The sequence below is a fragment of the Sphingopyxis sp. genome, from assembly GCF_016793825.1.
Lineage (GTDB): Bacteria > Pseudomonadota > Alphaproteobacteria > Sphingomonadales > Sphingomonadaceae > Sphingopyxis.
On record NZ_JAEULM010000044.1, the window covers coordinates 312,893 to 329,181 of the forward strand.

Consider the following 16,289-nt stretch of genomic DNA (forward strand, 5'->3'; position numbering starts at 1 on the left):
AATATGACAGATACTGCAAAAATCACCCTGGGCGACACCACGGTCGAAAATCCGGTGCTGAAGGGCACGGTCGGCCCCGATGTCGTCGATATCCGCAAATTCTACGCGCAGACCGGCGCCTTCACTTATGATCCGGGCTTCACCTCGACCGCAAGCTGCGAATCGCAGATCACCTACATCGATGGCGACGAAGGCATATTGCTCCACCGCGGCTACGCGATCGGCGACCTGGCCGAACATTCCAGCTTCATGGAAACCTGCTATCTGCTGCTGAACGGCGAACTGCCGAACGCGCAGGAACTTGCGGATTTCGACAATACGATCACGCGCCACACGATGCTGCACGAACAGCTCGCAACCTTCTACAACGGCTTCCGCCGCGACGCCCATCCGATGGCGGTCATGTGCGGTGTCGTCGGCGCGCTCAGCGCCTTCTATCACGACTCGACCGAAATCCACGATCCGCACCAGCGGATGATCGCCAGCCACCGCTTGATCGCGAAAATGCCGACCATTGCGGCGATGGCGTATAAATATTCGGTCGGTCAGCCGTTCGTCTATCCGGACAACAAGCTCAGCTACACGGGCAATTTCCTGCGCATGACCTTCGGCGTTCCGGCCGAGGAATATGAAGTCGTGCCCGCCGTCGAACGCGCGCTCGACCGCATCTTCATCCTGCACGCCGATCATGAACAGAATGCCTCGACCTCGACGGTCCGCCTTGCCGGTTCGTCGGGCGCCAATCCCTTCGCCTGCATCGCGGCGGGCATCGCCTGCCTGTGGGGCCCGGCGCATGGCGGCGCGAACGAGGCGGCGCTCAACATGCTCCGCGAAATCGGCCGTCCGGAACGTATTCCCGAGTATATCGCCCGCGCGAAGGACAAGGACGATCCGTTCCGCCTGATGGGCTTCGGCCACCGCGTCTACAAGAACTACGACCCGCGCGCGACCGTGATGCAAAAAACGGTCCGCGAGGTGTTCGACGCGCTCAAGGTCAACGACCCGGTCTTCGAAGTCGCACTCCAGCTCGAGGAAATGGCGCTGAACGACAGCTATTTCGTCGAAAAGAAGCTGTTCCCGAACGTCGATTTCTATTCGGGCGTGATCCTGTCGGCTATCGGATTCCCGACGACGATGTTCACGGCGCTGTTCGCGCTGGCCCGCACCGTCGGCTGGGTTGCGCAGTGGAACGAAATGATTTCGGACCCCGCGCAAAAGATCGGCCGCCCGCGCCAGCTTTACACCGGCCCGGCACAGCGCCCCTTCGTTCCTGTCGACAAGCGCTAAACGGACTGCTTCCGGCAGAAAACTGGAAACGGCGACGCGGTGCCCCGCGTCGCCGTTTTCGATTCCGTCTGCGCGTCAGGCGTCCCGCGCCGGCAGGCTGAGCGTAAACCGCGCTCCCTGTCCCGGGGCGCTTTCCACGACAAGGTCGCCGTCCATCGCACGCGCCAGGCGCCGGGCGATATAAAGGCCAAGGCCCGAACCGCCGGTATCGGTGCGACCCAGGCGCTCGAACTTTTCGAAAACCACCGCCTGCTGTTCGCTGGAAATTCCCTGACCCTGATCCGCGACGGTAACCCGTGCCTCGTCGCCTTCGCGATCGACCCGGATCCAGATTTGCGAATTTTCCGGTGAATAGCGGATTGCATTGCCCAGCAGGTTCAACAGCACTTGCAACACGCGGCGAAACTCACCCGTCGCGGGCATCTTGTCGTCTGTACGGGGGGCATCGATGCGAATCCCCTTCTCTTCCGCCTTCATGCCGAGAAGGCCGACCGCACGGCGCGCCAGATCGCCAAGGTCGATTTCGTCCGCCGCCGCCTTGAATCCGGGCTTTTCGATATTCTGCAGGTCGGCCAGATCATCGACCAGCCCCAGAAGGTGGCGCCCCGCATGCGCGATATCGCCGGCATAGCGGGCATAGTCGGCCCGGATCGGACCGTCGAACTGCCCGGAAATCGTCTCTGCCGTCGCGATGATCCGGCTCAGCGGACCGCGAAGCGCGCCATCGATGCGCCGTCCGAATTGCGGATCCGACAGCGGCAGCGATCCGAACGCGGGATCGACGGGCGCCGCATTGTCCGGCGCCGCACTCGCCTCCGGATCGGCTCCGGCTCCTGCGGTTCCACGAAAGCCGGTAAAACGCCCCGTCGCGTCGAACAGAGGTTCACCGGTCAGGGTCATCGCAATGCGGCGATCGCCGCTATCGGCGCGAACCTTCTGTCCCTCGAAGGCCGATTGGCGCGCCAGCGCGCGCAGCACGGGAAAGCGCCCGTCCTCGTCCGGCTGCAATTCGAACAGCTCGGACAGGGATCGCGCTTCCCAATCGTCCGGCGCATAGGGCGCACCCGCACCTTCGCGAAGCGCAACCATGCGCAATTGCTGGTCGCATTCCCAGCTCCAGCTATCGGGTCGCGCCGTCAGGTCGCCCATCGCCGGCATCTGCGACTGCACCGTCGGGCGTGTGCGCCAGTCACTGATCTCGAGGCTTGCCCCTTCCTCGTCGGGAATGATGCGGACCAGAGCGTGAATGTCGCTATGATCATCGGCGGCATAAAGTGGCCGTGAAATGTCGCGCTGCAATCGCTGGGCAAGCGCGACGAGCCGCGCCAGATGGGGCAGTGCCAGCGGTTTGCCGACCCCGGCCCCGGCGCGCTGCTGCAACCGCAACAGCGGTGCGTCGGCGCTGACCAGCACTCCGGCCCGATCAAGGCGTCCATGGATGATCCGGTCACTCATCGCCATCCCCTCCCGCGACGGCGCGCGCCGGCAGCAGCGTCAAAGACGCTTCCAGCGGCCCGATCGCCGCGCGATCGAGGCGCAGCGGCGCAAGCACCTGCGGCAACGCGGCTGCCTCTGCGCTCAACAGTAACAGCGCGGTGTCGGCGTAGGGCCGCCGGCTTGCCGCCGCCGCCAGCGCGATAAGTGCGACCCAATCGTGGCGTGAGATCGCAGTGCTTGCCGCATCGACCAGATTGCCTTGCTGGACAAGCTGGTCGTAATAGACCTTCGCTGCGCGGTCGATCCCGCGCTTGACTTCATGACGCTCGATCACAAAACGCACCGCTTCACCCAGATCGGCGGCAAGTGCGCTCTCATTGTCCGGCTGCGCGAGCCGCCAGGCGGAAATGTCCAGCACCAGGCCGCGCAGCAACTCCGCGTCTACATCGGACAATGCCAGGCATGGATTGCCATAGCTGTCGAAGCGCCTCCGATCGGCGATCTGTAGCGCCAGATAGGCCCGATCGACGTCGGAGGGCGGATCAGGATCGGGGGCTGGCGCATCGACATCCCCCGTTGCCTCGGCCGACGGTACGGGCGATCCGGCGCGATGCGCCGACAACTCGCGCCAGCGATGCTCCTCCGCGCGCGCAAAGCAGGCGGCCGTGAGCCGGTCGGCGCCGGGCACGCCGCCCCGCAGCCAATCTCTCCACAGCATTGCCGCGTCGATTTCGCCGCCGAGTTCCGCCGCCACGTCGGCGACGAGGCGGCGCGCGATGCCCAGCGACAGCGCGCGCTGCTCCTCGGTCAGTCTACCCACTGCCGGTGCGGTCAGAAAGGTCGCCAGCTCGCGCAGGCGCGCCGACAGTGTCGGCGACGGCAGGTCGATACCGGGCGAGGAGAAAGCGTCAGCCATGCACACTCGCGGATAGCAGCATGTCGTTAATAGGCGTTAAACCTTGAAGCGCTTTGTTTTAGCGCGGCTCTGGCCGTCTGGCGAGCCGCAGCCAGAGCAGAATCTGCAACAGCGCCAAAAGCGGCAGGATCGCGAACATCAGGGTCGCAAATCCAAAAATCAGCGCCGGTGCCAGCATCATCCACGCTTGGTCGGCATCGGGCAGCAGCCAGTGAAAGCGCCTTCGCTCGCCCGAATCTTCATAGAGCGAACGGGCGAGCAGGATCGCCGCCGCCAGGCACGGCGCCAGTGCGGCCTCGGAGAAGCGCGGCATCAGGTGATCGGGACCGCCCAGCGAAAGCAACCAGGGGTAAAGACCAAGCAGGATCCAGCCAAAGATGCGGATGACGTCGCGTCCCCGGTCCTGCACCGCGCTTTCCGCCCGAAAGGCCGACAGGAACCGCATCGCCGCGAGGCAAAGCCCGCCAAGCACGGCAACCAGCGCCCCCGCCGCGGCCAGTCCGCTCGCTGCCAGAAGCGCTACCGATATCCATAAAAGCGCTGTTATATAAGGAAGATAGCGCGCAGTTTTCGGCGACCGTACCAGCAAGGGGCCCGCCAATCGGACGAGCGGCATCATCACCGCCGATCGCCCAAGCCCCATGCCGCCATATTCGACCTGTTGTAGGCTCGATTGCTCGATCAACGCGGCGGTCGGCCGATCGGTAACGATCGCGATCTCTCCCTGCTCGAACAGCGCCGGCTCGCAATAGAGCCGGCGCGACCCCGCCTGAACCGCCAGCCGCAGCAGCGTCAGCATCATGTCCCACTCACCCGGCATCGCAGCCAGTTCGGTCACCATGGGCTCCGATATGCTCGCAAGCCCGCCCCACCGCCGCGTCGCGTCGATCCGTTCGAATCCTTGCGTCAGCATCGTATCGCCGGTCACTAGGATGGCGGGCGACCCCGGCTTCGCGATCGCCGCATAATGCGTTCCGCCCGCGCGCAGACCATCGGCGACGAGGATAATCCGGTCGTCGCCTTCGACCAGCGGGACAAGGTCCGCCGCCGTACGCACCGGCGTCACTTTCAGCCCCCTGCGCCGGATACGATCGCAGGTCGCCAACAGGTCGGCGGGGACCGCGGCGACGGCGACGGCGACGTGCGTCACGCCGACGTCGGCCAGCCGCGCCGCCTGCCGCTCGATCAGCGTCTCGCCTGCCACCGTGACAAGCGCCCGCAGACTGCCATCGGGCAGCGTTTCGCTGGCACCGACCAGCGCGATCAGGGTCACGGACGCCCCCCGGGCAGGCAATCGATCATGGCGGCGAGCTTTAGGCGCGAAGCCGCAATTGGCAAGCGGCATATCGTGCACCATGACGTCACACACAGCCATGCTTGGCGCCGATTTTCGACCGCGCTCGCGATCGCAAAAAATCTCCCGGAAAATCACCGAATCACTGGCATTGCCGGCCCCCATCGGCTAGGCCAAACCCATCTCCCGAAAGAGCAGAAAAAGGCCGGGCTTTGACCGAAGAAAATTCGCATTTGCCGCCGTCGGACGACGGCGTTTCACCGATCAATATCGTCGAGGAAATGAAGACCTCGTACCTCGATTACGCGATGAGCGTGATCGTCAGCCGCGCGCTGCCCGATGTGCGCGACGGCCTGAAGCCGGTGCATCGCCGCATCCTGTACGCGGCGCAGGAAGGCGGCTTCATTCCGGGCCGTCCGTACAAGAAATCGGCGAAGATCGTCGGCGACGTGATGGGCAACTATCACCCACATGGCGACAGCGCGATCTACGACGCGCTCGCACGCATGACGCAGGACTGGTCGCTCCGCGTTCCACTAATCGATGGCCAGGGCAATTTCGGCTCGATGGACCCCGATCCACCGGCGTCGATGCGCTATACCGAGGCACGCCTCGCCAAGACCGCGATGGTGCTGCTGAACGACCTCGACAAGGATACGGTCGACTTCCAGCCAAACTATGACGCGAGCCGCGACGAACCGACGGTTTTGCCGGCGCGTTTCCCGAACCTTCTCGTCAACGGCGCGGGCGGGATCGCGGTCGGGATGGCGACCAATATCCCGCCGCACAATCTCGGCGAAGTCATCGACGCGACACTCGCAACGATCGATAACCCATCGATTTCACTTGAAGACCTGATGGCGATCGTGCCCGGCCCCGACTTCCCGACCGGCGCGATGATGCTGGGTCAAGGCGGCGCGCGAAACGCCTATATGACCGGCCGCGGATCAATCATGATGCGCTCGACGCATATCATCGAGGAAGGCCGAAACGACCGCCAGTCGATCGTGCTGACATCGATTCCCTATCAGGTCGGCAAATCGGGCCTCGTGGAAAAAATCGCCGAAGCGGCGCGCGACAAGCGGATCGAAGGAGTTGCGGACATTCGCGACGAATCGAACCGCGAGGGCGTCCGTGTCGTCATCGAGCTGAAGCGCGACGCGACCGCTGAAGTCGTTCTCAACCAACTCTGGCGCCACACGCCGGCACAGTCGAGCTTTCCGGCGAACATGCTCGCGATCCGGGGCGGGCGCCCCGAAATGCTCGGCCTCAAGGATATCCTGACGGCCTTCATCGCCTTCCGCGAGGAGGTGATCACCCGCCGATGCAAGTTCGAACTCGCAAAGGCGCGCGACCGCGCTCACATCTTGCTCGGTCTTGTCGTCGCCGTGTCCAACCTCGACGAAGTCGTCCGCATCATTCGCGGATCGTCGAGCCCGGCCGCGGCGCGCGAGGCTTTGCTCGCCCGCGAATGGCCGATCGGGGAAATCGCGCCCTATATCCGCCTCGTCGAAGCGATCGAGGGCGAGATGGAGGAAAGCGCCACCTATCGCCTGTCCGAAACGCAGGTAAAGGCGATCCTCGATCTTCGCCTGCATCGCCTCACAGCACTTGGCCGTGACGAAATCGGCAAGGAACTCAGCGAGCTGGCGACCGAAATTGCGGAACTTCTTTCCATTCTGGCCGATCGCGAAAAGCTTTATGCGGTGATGCGGGAGGAGCTGGTCGCCGTCCGCGACGAGTTTGCCACCCCGCGTCGCACGCTCGTCGCGCCCGCCGCCGACGGGATCGACGACGAGGATCTGATCGAACGCGAAGAGATGGTCGTCACCGTCACCCTCGACGGTTATATCAAGCGCACGCCGCTCGACACCTTCCGCGCCCAGCGCCGTGGCGGCAAGGGCCGCGCCGGCATGGCGACAAAGGACGAGGATGTCGTCACCGAACTGTTCGTCACCTCGACCCACACGCCGGTGCTGTTCTTCTCGACTGCGGGCAAGGTGTACCGTCTGAAGGTATGGCGCCTGCCGGAAGGCGGACCCGCGACGCGCGGCCGCCCGATGGTCAACCTGCTGCCGCTGGCGCAGGGCGAGACGATTTCGACCGTGCTCCCCCTGCCCGAGGACGAAGCAGAGTGGGGCAAGCTGCACGTCATGTTTGCAACCGCAAAGGGCAATGTGCGTCGTAACAGCATGGACGCCTTCACCAACGTGCCCTCGAACGGCAAGATCGCGATGAAGTTCGAAGGCGAGGATGAGGACGACCGGCTGATCGGCGTCGCTTTGCTCGAGGAAAATGACGACGTCCTGCTCGCAACGCGGCAGGGCAAGGCGATCCGCTTTGCCGGCGACAACGTCCGCGAGTTCCAGAGCCGCAACTCCACCGGCGTACGCGGCATGCGCCTTGCGAGCGGCGACGAGGTGATTTCGCTGTCGATCGTCCACCGCGGCGGCATGCGCGATCAGGACGAGCGTGAGGATTATCTGCGCTTTGCCCCGTGGAAAGCCGAAAAGGACGGCGCGCCCGACATGGACGCCGACCGCTTTGCCGAACTGGCAAGCCGCGAACAGTTCATCCTGACGATCTGCGCGAACGGCTATGGCAAGCTGTCGTCGGCCTATGAATATCGCCGCATCGGCCGTGGCGGTCAGGGGATCACCAACATCGACAATATCGGCCGTAACGGCCCCGTTGTCGCAAGCTTCCCCGCGACGCAGGCGCATCAATTGATGCTGGTTACCGATCAGGCAAAGCTCATCCGCATGGGCCTCGACAGCCTGCGCGTCATCGGTCGCGGTTCGGCCGGGGTGCGATTGTTCGACGTCGCGGAGGGCGAACATGTCGTTTCGGCGGCGTTGATCGAGGACAGCGACGAGGACGATGTGGACGCGGCTGACGTCGAAGCGCCGGAAGCGGAGATTCCGACACCAGACGAAACGCCCTCGGCATGAGCGCATTGACGGCCTTCAAGGTGCTGACACAGCATCAGTGGGCCGATTTCGAGCGCGAGCGCGTGTTCCGCGGCGCACCGGTGGATATCGCCGACGGCTATATCCACCTGTCGACCGCCGAACAGCTTGAAGGCACGATCGCCAGGCATTTCGCGGGACAAAGCTGCCTGATGATCGCCGAGGTCGATCTCGTCCAGTTCGGCGACGCGATCCGCTGGGAGGAATCCCGCGGCGGCGTGTTGTTCCCCCACCTTTACGCCGAACTGCCGATCCACGCGGTGATCAGCCTGCAACGACGCGACTGACCCTCCCGTCATCCCAGGCGAAAGCCGGAAGGCGGGTCGAGTTCGCAGCCGCCGTCTCCGGCAAGACCGGGAACGACGACCTCGGAAACGACGACCCTTGCGTGCGGATCAGCGATGCTTGGCCTTCCACGCGCGAACGGCCGCCATGGTCTTTTCGATATGCGCCTGCGGCTTCGGATCGGTATAGCTCAGCAGGATCGTGCCGTTGGGCGCGATCACGAACGAGGTCCGGCTGGAATACATCGCCTGATTGGGGCCCTGCACGGCGGTGTCATATTTCGCCGCAACCTTCGCTCCGGGGTCCGCGGCAACGGCAAATTTGTCCCGGCATTCCGATTTGGAAAATTCGGCGACTCGGTCGATATTGCCAGCGGTCACGCCAACGACGCGCGCGCCCAGCCGGTTGAAGTCATCGCTCGCCTCGGCGAACAGATGGGCTTCGATCGTGCATCCGGTCGTGAAAGCGGCGGGAAAGAAATAGAGGACGATCGGGCCCTTCTTCAGCGTCTGCTTCAAAGACAGCGTAAAAGGCTTGCCGCCCTCCGCGGCGTTCAGGGTGAAATCGGGTGCCTTTGCCCCTTGCTGGAGCGCCGCGATGCCCTGCGCGGGGATGGCGACCAGCGCCACGCCAAGCCCCAGCGACATCGCCATTTTCGTCAGGGTATTCATCTGCAATTCTCCGCCTTGAACCGGGCGCGCACGCCCCGTGGATACCCCCATTGCCTGCATGTAGCAGAAAAGCGGCGCGCCGCCAGAACGACAAAATTCATCCACGGCCGATGAAACGGCGAGCGCGAGGCACTCCGGCGGCCGATCTCCTCCATCGATTGACCTCGCGCCACAACAGGCGCAGCATCGCGCCATGACCCTCACCATCATCCCCAGCGGCCAGTCCTGCGGCGCGCGTGTCACCGGTATCGATCTGACGCAGCCGCTCGGCGCCGATACGGTCGCCGACATCCGTGCGGCCTGGCTCGATCACCACGTCCTCGCCTTCCCCGACCAGAAAATGGACGAGGATGATCTGGAACGCTTCACGGGCTATTTCGGCGGTTTTGGCGACGATCCTTTCATCCGCCCGATTCCGGGCCGCGACCATATCATCGCGGTGAAACGCCGGGCCGACGAAACCGCTCCGCTATTCGCCGAGAACTGGCACAGCGACTGGAGCTTTCAGGCGCGGCCGCCTGCGGGCACCTGCCTCTTCGGCATCACCATTCCGCCGGTGGGCGGCAACACCGAATTTTCGAACCAGCACGCCGCGCTCGACGCGATGCCGGCCGATCTGCGCGCGCGTGTCGAGGGGCTGCAGGCGATCCACAGTGCGCGGGCCGGCTATGCCCCTTCGGGCATGTACGGGGCCCATGACAAGGGCCGCAGCATGGACATCCGCTCGGATGACGAGGCGCTCGAAACACAGCGCCATCCCTTTGTTCGCGAACATCCCGAAACCGGACGCAAGGGGCTGTTCGGCTGCGCCGGCTATATCATCGGTTTCGACGGCCTCGACGATGCCGACGGCCTCCCTCTCCTCTACGACCTCATCCAGTGGCAGGGCCGCGAAGAGTTTCGCTATTCCCACGAATGGGAACCCGACATGCTCGTCATGTGGGACAATCGGTCGGTTCTCCACCGCGCCACCGGGGGCTATGACGGTCATGACCGCCTGCTCCACCGCACGACGATCGCCGCGTGGGACGGGGCCTGACCTGAAATCGCGCCGTCCCTCGCGCACCCGCGCAACCGTGACATGCGCACGGCGTCGCACGGATTCCCGCTGTCGTCAGTTGTTGCGAGCCTCGCTCGCCAGCGTCTTCACCACGCCCCAGGCGATCAGCGCCTGCCCGCCGAAATACAGCGGCCAGACCAGCCACATCGTAACCTTGCGCGACAACACTTCGCCCTCGCCCGCAAAAATGAAAAGATCGCTCGCAAGGAACAGCATGGCGCCGATCCCGGTGCGATACCGCGGGAATCGGCTGGTCCATGCCGCGGCGGCCATCGCCGCGACGAACAACGAATAGACGGCGGCATGCCACCAGCCGGGTGCGGGGCTCAACATTGCCCAGACGATCACCAGCGTCGCGGGAATGGTCAGCACGCCCAGCAATCGCTGCGATCCCGTCATCTGCGCGCGCCGATTGGTCAGATACAGGGTGATCGCGATCAGGTGCCCGATGGCAAACGCCGCCGCGCCAGTGACGAGGCCCCTCGCATCGAGAAGATAGTCACCAAGCGCACCAAAACCCAGCGCCGCCGCGATCAGCCAGCCATTCTTCTCGCGGGCATTCGCCGCCGCCCACACAGCCAGGAAGGCGACGCCGGTCGTCTTCCACACCCAGATTGCCGGGCCGGTCCAATGTTCATGCACCGCGACAAAGAAACTGATTCCGCCGATCAGCGCCAGCCACCACAGTCCCCGTGCGCGATCCCAACCCCGTTCCGTGTCCATTCGGCGCCCCTTTGCATCTTGTGTTCAACCGGCCTAGTGCGCGGCTCCACAAGCGCAAGTCAACGGTCAGGGTAAATGGGTCACGACATTCACATCATCGGCGGCGGTCTCGCGGGCTCGGAAGCGGCATGGCAGCTCGCCGAGGCCGGCTATCAAGTGCGCCTCTCCGAAATGCGCGGCGGCGGTGACATGACCCCGGCGCATCAGGGCGACACGCTGGCCGAGATGGTCTGTTCGAACAGCTTTCGCAGCGACGACGGCGACAGCAACTCGGTCGGTCTGCTCCACCGCGAGATGCGCGCGCTCGGATCGATCATCATGCGGGAAGCCGACGCGACCAAGGTCCCGGCAGGGTCGGCGCTCGCGGTCGACCGCAACCTGTTTTCCGGCGGCGTGACCCGGGCATTGTTGCAGCACCCCAACGTCACCATCGTCCGCGAACGCATCGATACGCTGCCAGCCGAGGGGGCGACCATCGTGGCGACCGGCCCGCTCACCGCCGCGTCGCTCGCCGAGAGCATCGGTGTCGCGACCGGCAAGGACGCCCTCGCCTTTTTCGATGCGATCGCGCCCATAGTCTATCGCGACAGCATCGACATGGACGTCGCGTGGATGGCGAGCCGCTGGGACAAGGTCGGGCCGATCGGCGACGGCAAGGATTATATCAACTGCCCGATGGACAAGGATCAGTATCATGCCTTCGTCCAGGGGCTGATCGATGGCGACAAGACCGAATTCAAGGATTGGGAAACCGACACGCCCTATTTCGAAGGCTGCATGCCGATCGAGGTCATGGCCGAACGCGGCCCCGAAACCCTGCGCTTCGGCCCGATGAAGGGCGTCGGACTCGATAATCCGCGCACCGGGCGCTGGCCCTACGCCGTGGTTCAGTTGCGCCAGGACAACGCCCTCGGCACGCTCTGGAACATGGTCGGCTTTCAGACCAAGCTCAAACATGCCGCGCAGGTGGAATTGTTCCGGACCATTCCGGGCCTCGAAAAGGCCGAATTCGCTCGCCTCGGTGGGCTTCACCGCAACAGCTTCATCCGCTCGCCCGACCTGCTCGACGACCAGCTTCGACTCAAATCGGCGCCGCATATCCGCTTCGCCGGCCAGATTACCGGCTGCGAGGGCTATGTCGAAAGCGCGGCGATCGGCCTCGTCGCCGCGCGCTTCGCGGCGGCCGAACTCGCCGGCCGCACACTTCCGCCGCCGCCGCCCGAGACCGCGCTCGGCGCCCTGCTTGGTCACATCACGGGCGGCGCTGACGCCGCGAGCTATCAGCCGATGAACGTCAATTTCGGCCTGTTCCCGCCGCTCGCGGAGGATATCCGGAAAAAGGACCGCAAGCTCGGCTATACGCAGCGTGCGGGACAGGCGTTAGCGGCCTGGATCAGGGCCGCGGAAGGTGCCGCGGCATAGGCTTCGCCGCACCGACGACAGAAAAAGTCCCCGTCTTCAACATCCGCATTTCGGCTTCGCGGCCCGTTTCGGCGCCGTCGTCGCGAACTCAACCCGCGTCAAATCGCCCGATTTGTCGGCATCGGCCCCGGCAAAGCGCTCGCCCGTCGCCGCGGCCCACTCCTCGAACGTCAGCAAATTGTTGCCGTCCTTATCGAGCTTGCGAAACGCGGCCGTGCGCGACGCCATCAGTTCCACCCGGCTGATCCTGTTGTTGCGGTCGCGATCGAAACGGTTGAAGCGGCGCTCCTCCCGCGACGCCTCTTTCGCCGCCGGCAACTCGGGTGGCGCCACACCGCGTTTCGGGGCATTGGCACCGGCGACCGGGATCGCGGCCAGTGCCGGCGGAGGCGCAGGCAACACCTCCTCATCGGCGATCTGGCTGTACCCCTTCCACATGAAGAGGCCACCGGTCAGCAAAAGCGCACTGGCCACGCCGCCAATCAGGAATCGCGAAATCTCCATCGGTTTCTCCCGCTACCGGCTTAGCGATGAAGCCGCCCCGCCGGCCAGCATCAAACACCACCATATTGGTCGCGAATGTCCATCGGCAGGATTGTTTAAAATCGGGAAATTCATTGCTATATCCGATCAATGCACAATTACCTGCCCTCGCTGAAGCAGATGCAATATCTCGTCGCGCTCCACGAACATGGGCATTTCGGCCGTGCGGCCGATGCCTGCAACGTCACCCAGTCGACGCTGTCCGCCGGTATTCGCGAGCTTGAAACCCTGCTCGGCCAAACGCTGGTCGAACGGACGCGCCGCGTCGTCCGTTTCACCGGACTGGGCAACGCGATCGTCGAAAAGGCGCACCGCGTCCTCCGCGAGGCCGAGGAACTCGCCGATATGGCAGCCGCAGCCGCCGCGCCGCTCGTCGGCGAACTGCGGATGAGCGTCATCCCGACCATCGCCCCCTTCCTCCTTCCCAGCCTGCTGCCGCGCCTTCGCAAGGAGCGGCCTTCGCTCAAGCTCTTCCTGCGCGAGGAACCGAGTGCGCAGGCGTGCGAATCGCTCCATCACGGCACGGTCGATTGCGTTCTCCTCGCGCTTCCCTACGCCTGCGGCGATGTGGAGAGCGAAACCCTGTTCGACGACGCGCTGTTCGTCGCCTTCCCCGGCGATCAGGCCGAAGATCTGCCCGCGATGGTCAGCGCCGATCAGATCGACCCGGCACAGATGCTGATGCTCGAGGACGGTCATTGCCTGAAGGACCATGCGCTCGCGGCCTGCAACCGTCCGGAACTGCGCGCCGGCGCGCGGATGATGGGCACCTCGCTCCACACCCTTGTCCAGATGGTCGATAACGGCCTCGGCATCACCATGTTGCCGCAAATGGCCATCGAGGCCGGGATACTCGACCATACCGACATCGATACGCGGCCGCTGGATTCGGACCATGACTGGCGCACCATTGCGCTGGTCTGGCGCAAGGGGAGCCCGCGGGCCGAGGAGTTCAGGCTACTCGCGGATATATTCCGCAAGCATCAGGCAAACTGAGTCAGTCCCAGCGCGCGGCGCGCTTGCGGTCGCCCTCGCGCGGTTCCACCCACGCGCTCCGCCCGTCGACAAAACGCTCGCGTTTCCACAGCATCACATCGGTCTTGAGCCGATCGATCAGATATTCGCACGCCGCCAGCGCCTCCGCACGATGGGCGCTGCTCGCAAGAACGAACACGATCGTGTCGCCCGGCGCCATCGCTCCCACCCGGTGGACAACCGTCAACGCCGACAGCGACCATCGGTCGGCCGCGACATGCGCTACATCGGCAAGCCCCGCCTCGGTCAGTAACGGATGATGCTCGAGAAACAGCTCGACAAGGTCGCCCTCGCCGCGGACCCGTCCGATGAAACTCGCGCTCGCGCCATGGCCGCCGGCATCGTGGATGTCGAGTTCGGCCGCGATGTCGATCGCGGCATCCTGAACGGCGACGCGGATCATCCGCCCGTCACTGGCGGGAACAGGGCGATATCACGGCCCAACGCGGTGCCCGGTCCGGCCATGCGACCATCGACCGCCGCGCGAACGCGGCCGGGTTCGGAAAAGGTCAGGCCGCCCCGTTCGTCGCGCGCGGCCAGCCATGCGATCAGGTCCGCCACCGTCGAGACTCCGACCGGTCGTTCGATCGACTCCTCGCCGATCCCCATCCGTTCGCGCACCCAGGCGAAATAGCTGATCGTCAGCGCCATGCCCTCAATCCATATGCTTCAGGCCGACGCGCAGATAGTCCCAGCCGGTAATCAGCGTCAGCACCGCCGCCCCCCACAGCGACACAAGCCCCACCGCCTTGATCCATTCCATCGCGGGCAACGCCCCCGCCAGGATCAACGCGCCAAAGGCAACCAGCTGAAAGGTCGTCTTCCATTTGGCGAGTTGGGTCACGGGCATCGACACCTGCAAGGTCGCAAGAAACTCGCGAAGGCCCGACACGATGATTTCACGCAGCAGGATCATCAGCGCCGCGATGACATGATAGCCGGCGATATCGCAGGTAAAGACCAGGAGCAGGATAACCGCCGCGATCATGATCTTGTCGGCGATCGGATCGAGAAAAGCTCCCAGTCGCGACACGATGCCGCGCGACCGTGCAACATAACCGTCAAAATAATCGGTGATGCCCATCAGGCAGTAGAGCCCGAACGCGAACGCATAATCGACCGGCTTGGGCTGCAACGACCCTTCGGCGACACCCGGCCACAGAAGGAACAGCAGGATAGGAACCGCCAGAATGCGCGACAGCGTCAGGATATTGGGAAGACTCAGCATGACCGCCGGTGGCTTATCCGTTCCAAAATGGGCTTTGACCCCGAAAGCCCTAACCGATAAGCCCCCCGCACGACAACAGGATTGCCGAAACGAAGATTATTCGGCGAGCGTGATGTCGAAATGTCGGGCTGCAAAAGTGGATTTTCAATGACCGGTTCCCTTGTGCTGCTGAAGCAACGCCGGTTCCTGCCCCTTTTTGCCACGCAGTTCCTCAACGCCTTCAACGACAATTTCTACAAGATGGCGATGGTGATCCTCGCCACCTTCACCATCTACAAGGATCCGGAAACCGAGGCGTGGTTCAACGCGCTAGCCGGCGGACTTTTCATCCTGCCCTTCTTCCTCTTCTCGGCGCTCGCCGGACAGCTGGCCGACAGCACCGACAAGACGCGGTTGATTCGCCTCATCAAGACCGCCGAGATCGGGATTATGATCGTCGGCGCGGCGGGCATCTGGTTACACAATGTCCCGCTGATGCTGCTCGCGCTGTTTTCGATGGGTATGCATTCGACCTTTTTCGGCCCCATCAAATACGCAATCCTGCCCCAGCATCTGGGGGAGGACGAAGTTCTCGCCGGCACCGGATGGGTCGAGGCGGGCACCTATATCGCCATTCTGGGCGGCTCGATCGTCGGCGGCCTCACGCCCCCGCATATTGCTATTCCCGGCATCATATGCGTCGCGATCATCGGCCGGTTGACGGCGTCGCACGTGCCCCCCGCGCCGCCGGAAAAGGAAGCCGAAGGGCTCGCCATCGACCATAATGTCCTGCGTTCGTCGTGGCAGCTCGTGAACGGCACGATGCATATCCCGCGCCTGTTCCTCGCGATCGTGTCGATCAGCTTCTTCTGGGCGATCGGCGCGATCCTCGCGGCGCAATTTCCGCCGCTGGTCAAAAACGCATTGGGCGCCGACAATACGGTCGCCACGATGTTCACGGCCATATTCTCGGTCGGCGTCGCGATCGGATCGATCATCGTCAACCGGCTTCTCAAGGGCCATGTTTCGGCGCGATATTCGCCCGGATCGGTGATCGTGATGGGGCTCTTCGTGCTGGATCTCTGGTGGTCGGTGAAGGGCTGGACGCACCGCGACGGCAGCCTGATGGACTGGCGCGAGTTCCTGTCGCTGACGGCGGGCGACCGCATCATCGTCGATCTGCTGGGCATAGCGGTGGCCGGCGGCATGTTCGTGGTGCCGCTCTACGCCTTCCTGACCACCACGGTCGCCAAGTCGCAAACGGCGCGTACCGTCGCAGCCAACAATATCGTCAATTCGGGCTTCATGGTCGCCGCGACGCTGTTGCTCAGCGTCCTGATCGCGCTCGGCCTGACCATCGACGACACCTTGCTGATGGTCGCCGCGATGTGCCTTCTGTCCGCCTGGCTCGCCTGGAAACTGCACAAGGCCTGCGACTAG

The 16,289-nt window shown here is 64.1% G+C and carries 16 protein-coding genes; 7 read left to right on the forward strand and 9 right to left on the reverse strand.

Annotated elements, in window-relative coordinates; genetic code table 11:
* Positions 1-3 precede the first annotated feature (3 nt).
* The gene (locus JNM03_RS14395) at positions 4-1,287 is read left to right on the forward strand and encodes a citrate synthase (protein WP_294037600.1); all 1,284 of its coding nucleotides are present in this window, start codon (positions 4-6) and stop codon (positions 1,285-1,287) included.
* Positions 1,288-1,362: 75 nt separating this feature from the next.
* On the opposite strand, the gene JNM03_RS14400 is transcribed toward JNM03_RS14395, so the two are convergent.
* Genes JNM03_RS14400 through JNM03_RS14410 form a run of 3 tightly spaced genes read right to left on the reverse strand, consistent with a single transcriptional unit; the run spans position 1,363 to position 4,913 of the window.
* Positions 1,363-2,742, reverse strand: a complete 1,380-nt coding sequence (locus tag JNM03_RS14400; RefSeq protein ID WP_294037603.1) for a sensor histidine kinase KdpD — start codon at positions 2,740-2,742, stop codon at positions 1,363-1,365.
* Positions 2,735-3,640, reverse strand: coding sequence for a hypothetical protein (locus JNM03_RS14405; protein WP_294037605.1), 906 nt, complete (start codon positions 3,638-3,640; stop codon positions 2,735-2,737). Before JNM03_RS14405 ends, JNM03_RS14400 begins: the two co-directional genes overlap by 8 nt.
* Positions 3,641-3,698: 58 nt before the next feature.
* On the reverse strand, positions 3,699-4,913 hold the full coding sequence (locus JNM03_RS14410; protein ID WP_294037606.1) for a hypothetical protein: 1,215 nt from the start codon (positions 4,911-4,913) through the stop codon (positions 3,699-3,701).
* A 233-nt stretch (positions 4,914-5,146) separates the two neighbouring features.
* On the opposite strand from JNM03_RS14410, the gene gyrA reads away from it, so the two are divergent.
* Positions 5,147-7,885, forward strand: coding sequence for a DNA gyrase subunit A (gene gyrA / locus JNM03_RS14415; protein WP_294037607.1), 2,739 nt, complete (start codon positions 5,147-5,149; stop codon positions 7,883-7,885).
* A complete protein-coding gene (locus JNM03_RS14420) occupies positions 7,882-8,190 on the forward strand; it encodes a DUF952 domain-containing protein (RefSeq protein ID WP_294037608.1) in 309 nt (102 codons plus the stop codon). Before gyrA ends, JNM03_RS14420 begins: the two co-directional genes overlap by 4 nt.
* 108 nt (positions 8,191-8,298) lie before the next feature.
* Here JNM03_RS14420 and JNM03_RS14425 read toward each other — a convergent pair whose 3' ends face one another.
* Complete coding sequence (locus tag JNM03_RS14425) at positions 8,299-8,859, reverse strand: peroxiredoxin (RefSeq protein WP_294037610.1); 561 nt, start codon at positions 8,857-8,859, stop codon at positions 8,299-8,301.
* A gap of 193 nt (positions 8,860-9,052) precedes the next feature.
* Between JNM03_RS14425 and JNM03_RS14430 the strand changes: the two genes are divergently transcribed.
* The gene (locus JNM03_RS14430) at positions 9,053-9,898 is read left to right on the forward strand and encodes a TauD/TfdA family dioxygenase (protein WP_294037612.1); all 846 of its coding nucleotides are present in this window, start codon (positions 9,053-9,055) and stop codon (positions 9,896-9,898) included.
* Between the two features lie 75 nt (positions 9,899-9,973).
* Here JNM03_RS14430 and JNM03_RS14435 read toward each other — a convergent pair whose 3' ends face one another.
* Complete coding sequence (locus JNM03_RS14435; RefSeq protein ID WP_294037614.1) at positions 9,974-10,642, reverse strand: lysoplasmalogenase; 669 nt, start codon at positions 10,640-10,642, stop codon at positions 9,974-9,976.
* A 75-nt stretch (positions 10,643-10,717) separates the two neighbouring features.
* Between JNM03_RS14435 and trmFO the strand changes: the two genes are divergently transcribed.
* Positions 10,718-12,064, forward strand: coding sequence for a methylenetetrahydrofolate--tRNA-(uracil(54)-C(5))-methyltransferase (FADH(2)-oxidizing) TrmFO (gene trmFO, locus JNM03_RS14440; RefSeq protein ID WP_294037616.1), 1,347 nt, complete (start codon positions 10,718-10,720; stop codon positions 12,062-12,064).
* Positions 12,065-12,100: 36 nt separating this feature from the next.
* On the opposite strand, the gene JNM03_RS14445 is transcribed toward trmFO, so the two are convergent.
* Positions 12,101-12,568, reverse strand: a complete 468-nt coding sequence (locus JNM03_RS14445) for a hypothetical protein (protein ID WP_294037618.1) — start codon at positions 12,566-12,568, stop codon at positions 12,101-12,103.
* 129 nt (positions 12,569-12,697) lie between these two features.
* On the opposite strand from JNM03_RS14445, the gene JNM03_RS14450 reads away from it, so the two are divergent.
* Entirely contained in the window at positions 12,698-13,603 is a 906-nt protein-coding gene (locus tag JNM03_RS14450; protein WP_294037620.1) for a hydrogen peroxide-inducible genes activator, read from the forward strand.
* 1 nt (position 13,604) lies between these two features.
* Here JNM03_RS14450 and JNM03_RS14455 read toward each other — a convergent pair whose 3' ends face one another.
* Genes JNM03_RS14455 through pgsA form a run of 3 tightly spaced genes read right to left on the reverse strand, consistent with a single transcriptional unit; the run spans position 13,605 to position 14,870 of the window.
* A complete protein-coding gene (locus JNM03_RS14455) occupies positions 13,605-14,045 on the reverse strand; it encodes a molybdenum cofactor biosynthesis protein MoaE (RefSeq protein ID WP_294037622.1) in 441 nt (146 codons plus the stop codon).
* Positions 14,042-14,293 (reverse strand): MoaD/ThiS family protein, encoded by a 252-nt coding sequence (locus JNM03_RS14460; RefSeq protein ID WP_294037624.1) that lies wholly within the window; start codon positions 14,291-14,293, stop codon positions 14,042-14,044. Before JNM03_RS14460 ends, JNM03_RS14455 begins: the two co-directional genes overlap by 4 nt.
* Before the next feature lie 4 nt (positions 14,294-14,297).
* On the reverse strand, positions 14,298-14,870 hold the full coding sequence (gene pgsA, locus JNM03_RS14465) for a CDP-diacylglycerol--glycerol-3-phosphate 3-phosphatidyltransferase (protein WP_294037625.1): 573 nt from the start codon (positions 14,868-14,870) through the stop codon (positions 14,298-14,300).
* 147 nt (positions 14,871-15,017) lie between these two features.
* Here pgsA and JNM03_RS14470 point away from each other — a divergent pair, with 147 nt between their 5' ends.
* Positions 15,018-16,289: an MFS transporter gene (locus tag JNM03_RS14470; RefSeq protein WP_294037627.1), complete on the forward strand. Its 1,272-nt coding sequence runs from the start codon at positions 15,018-15,020 to the stop codon at positions 16,287-16,289.

Bases quoted from the DNA above. Each gene is read 5' to 3' on its own strand.
- JNM03_RS14470 (WP_294037627.1), top strand. From the start codon at position 15,018: ATGACCGGTTCCCTTGTGCTGCTGAAGCAACGCCGGTTCCTGCCCCTT.
- JNM03_RS14460 (WP_294037624.1), bottom strand. From the start codon at position 14,293: ATGGCGCTGACGATCAGCTATTTCGCCTGGGTGCGCGAACGGATGGGG.
- JNM03_RS14395 (WP_294037600.1), top strand. From the start codon at position 4: ATGACAGATACTGCAAAAATCACCCTGGGCGACACCACGGTCGAAAAT.
- JNM03_RS14445 (WP_294037618.1), bottom strand. From the start codon at position 12,568: ATGGAGATTTCGCGATTCCTGATTGGCGGCGTGGCCAGTGCGCTTTTG.
- JNM03_RS14420 (WP_294037608.1), top strand. From the start codon at position 7,882: ATGAGCGCATTGACGGCCTTCAAGGTGCTGACACAGCATCAGTGGGCC.
- JNM03_RS14450 (WP_294037620.1), top strand. From the start codon at position 12,698: ATGCACAATTACCTGCCCTCGCTGAAGCAGATGCAATATCTCGTCGCG.
- pgsA (WP_294037625.1), bottom strand. From the start codon at position 14,870: ATGCTGAGTCTTCCCAATATCCTGACGCTGTCGCGCATTCTGGCGGTT.
- JNM03_RS14400 (WP_294037603.1), bottom strand. From the start codon at position 2,742: ATGAGTGACCGGATCATCCATGGACGCCTTGATCGGGCCGGAGTGCTG.
- JNM03_RS14405 (WP_294037605.1), bottom strand. From the start codon at position 3,640: ATGGCTGACGCTTTCTCCTCGCCCGGTATCGACCTGCCGTCGCCGACA.
- trmFO (WP_294037616.1), top strand. From the start codon at position 10,718: ATGGGTCACGACATTCACATCATCGGCGGCGGTCTCGCGGGCTCGGAA.
- JNM03_RS14435 (WP_294037614.1), bottom strand. From the start codon at position 10,642: ATGGACACGGAACGGGGTTGGGATCGCGCACGGGGACTGTGGTGGCTG.
- JNM03_RS14455 (WP_294037622.1), bottom strand. From the start codon at position 14,045: ATGATCCGCGTCGCCGTTCAGGATGCCGCGATCGACATCGCGGCCGAA.
- JNM03_RS14430 (WP_294037612.1), top strand. From the start codon at position 9,053: ATGACCCTCACCATCATCCCCAGCGGCCAGTCCTGCGGCGCGCGTGTC.
- JNM03_RS14425 (WP_294037610.1), bottom strand. From the start codon at position 8,859: ATGAATACCCTGACGAAAATGGCGATGTCGCTGGGGCTTGGCGTGGCG.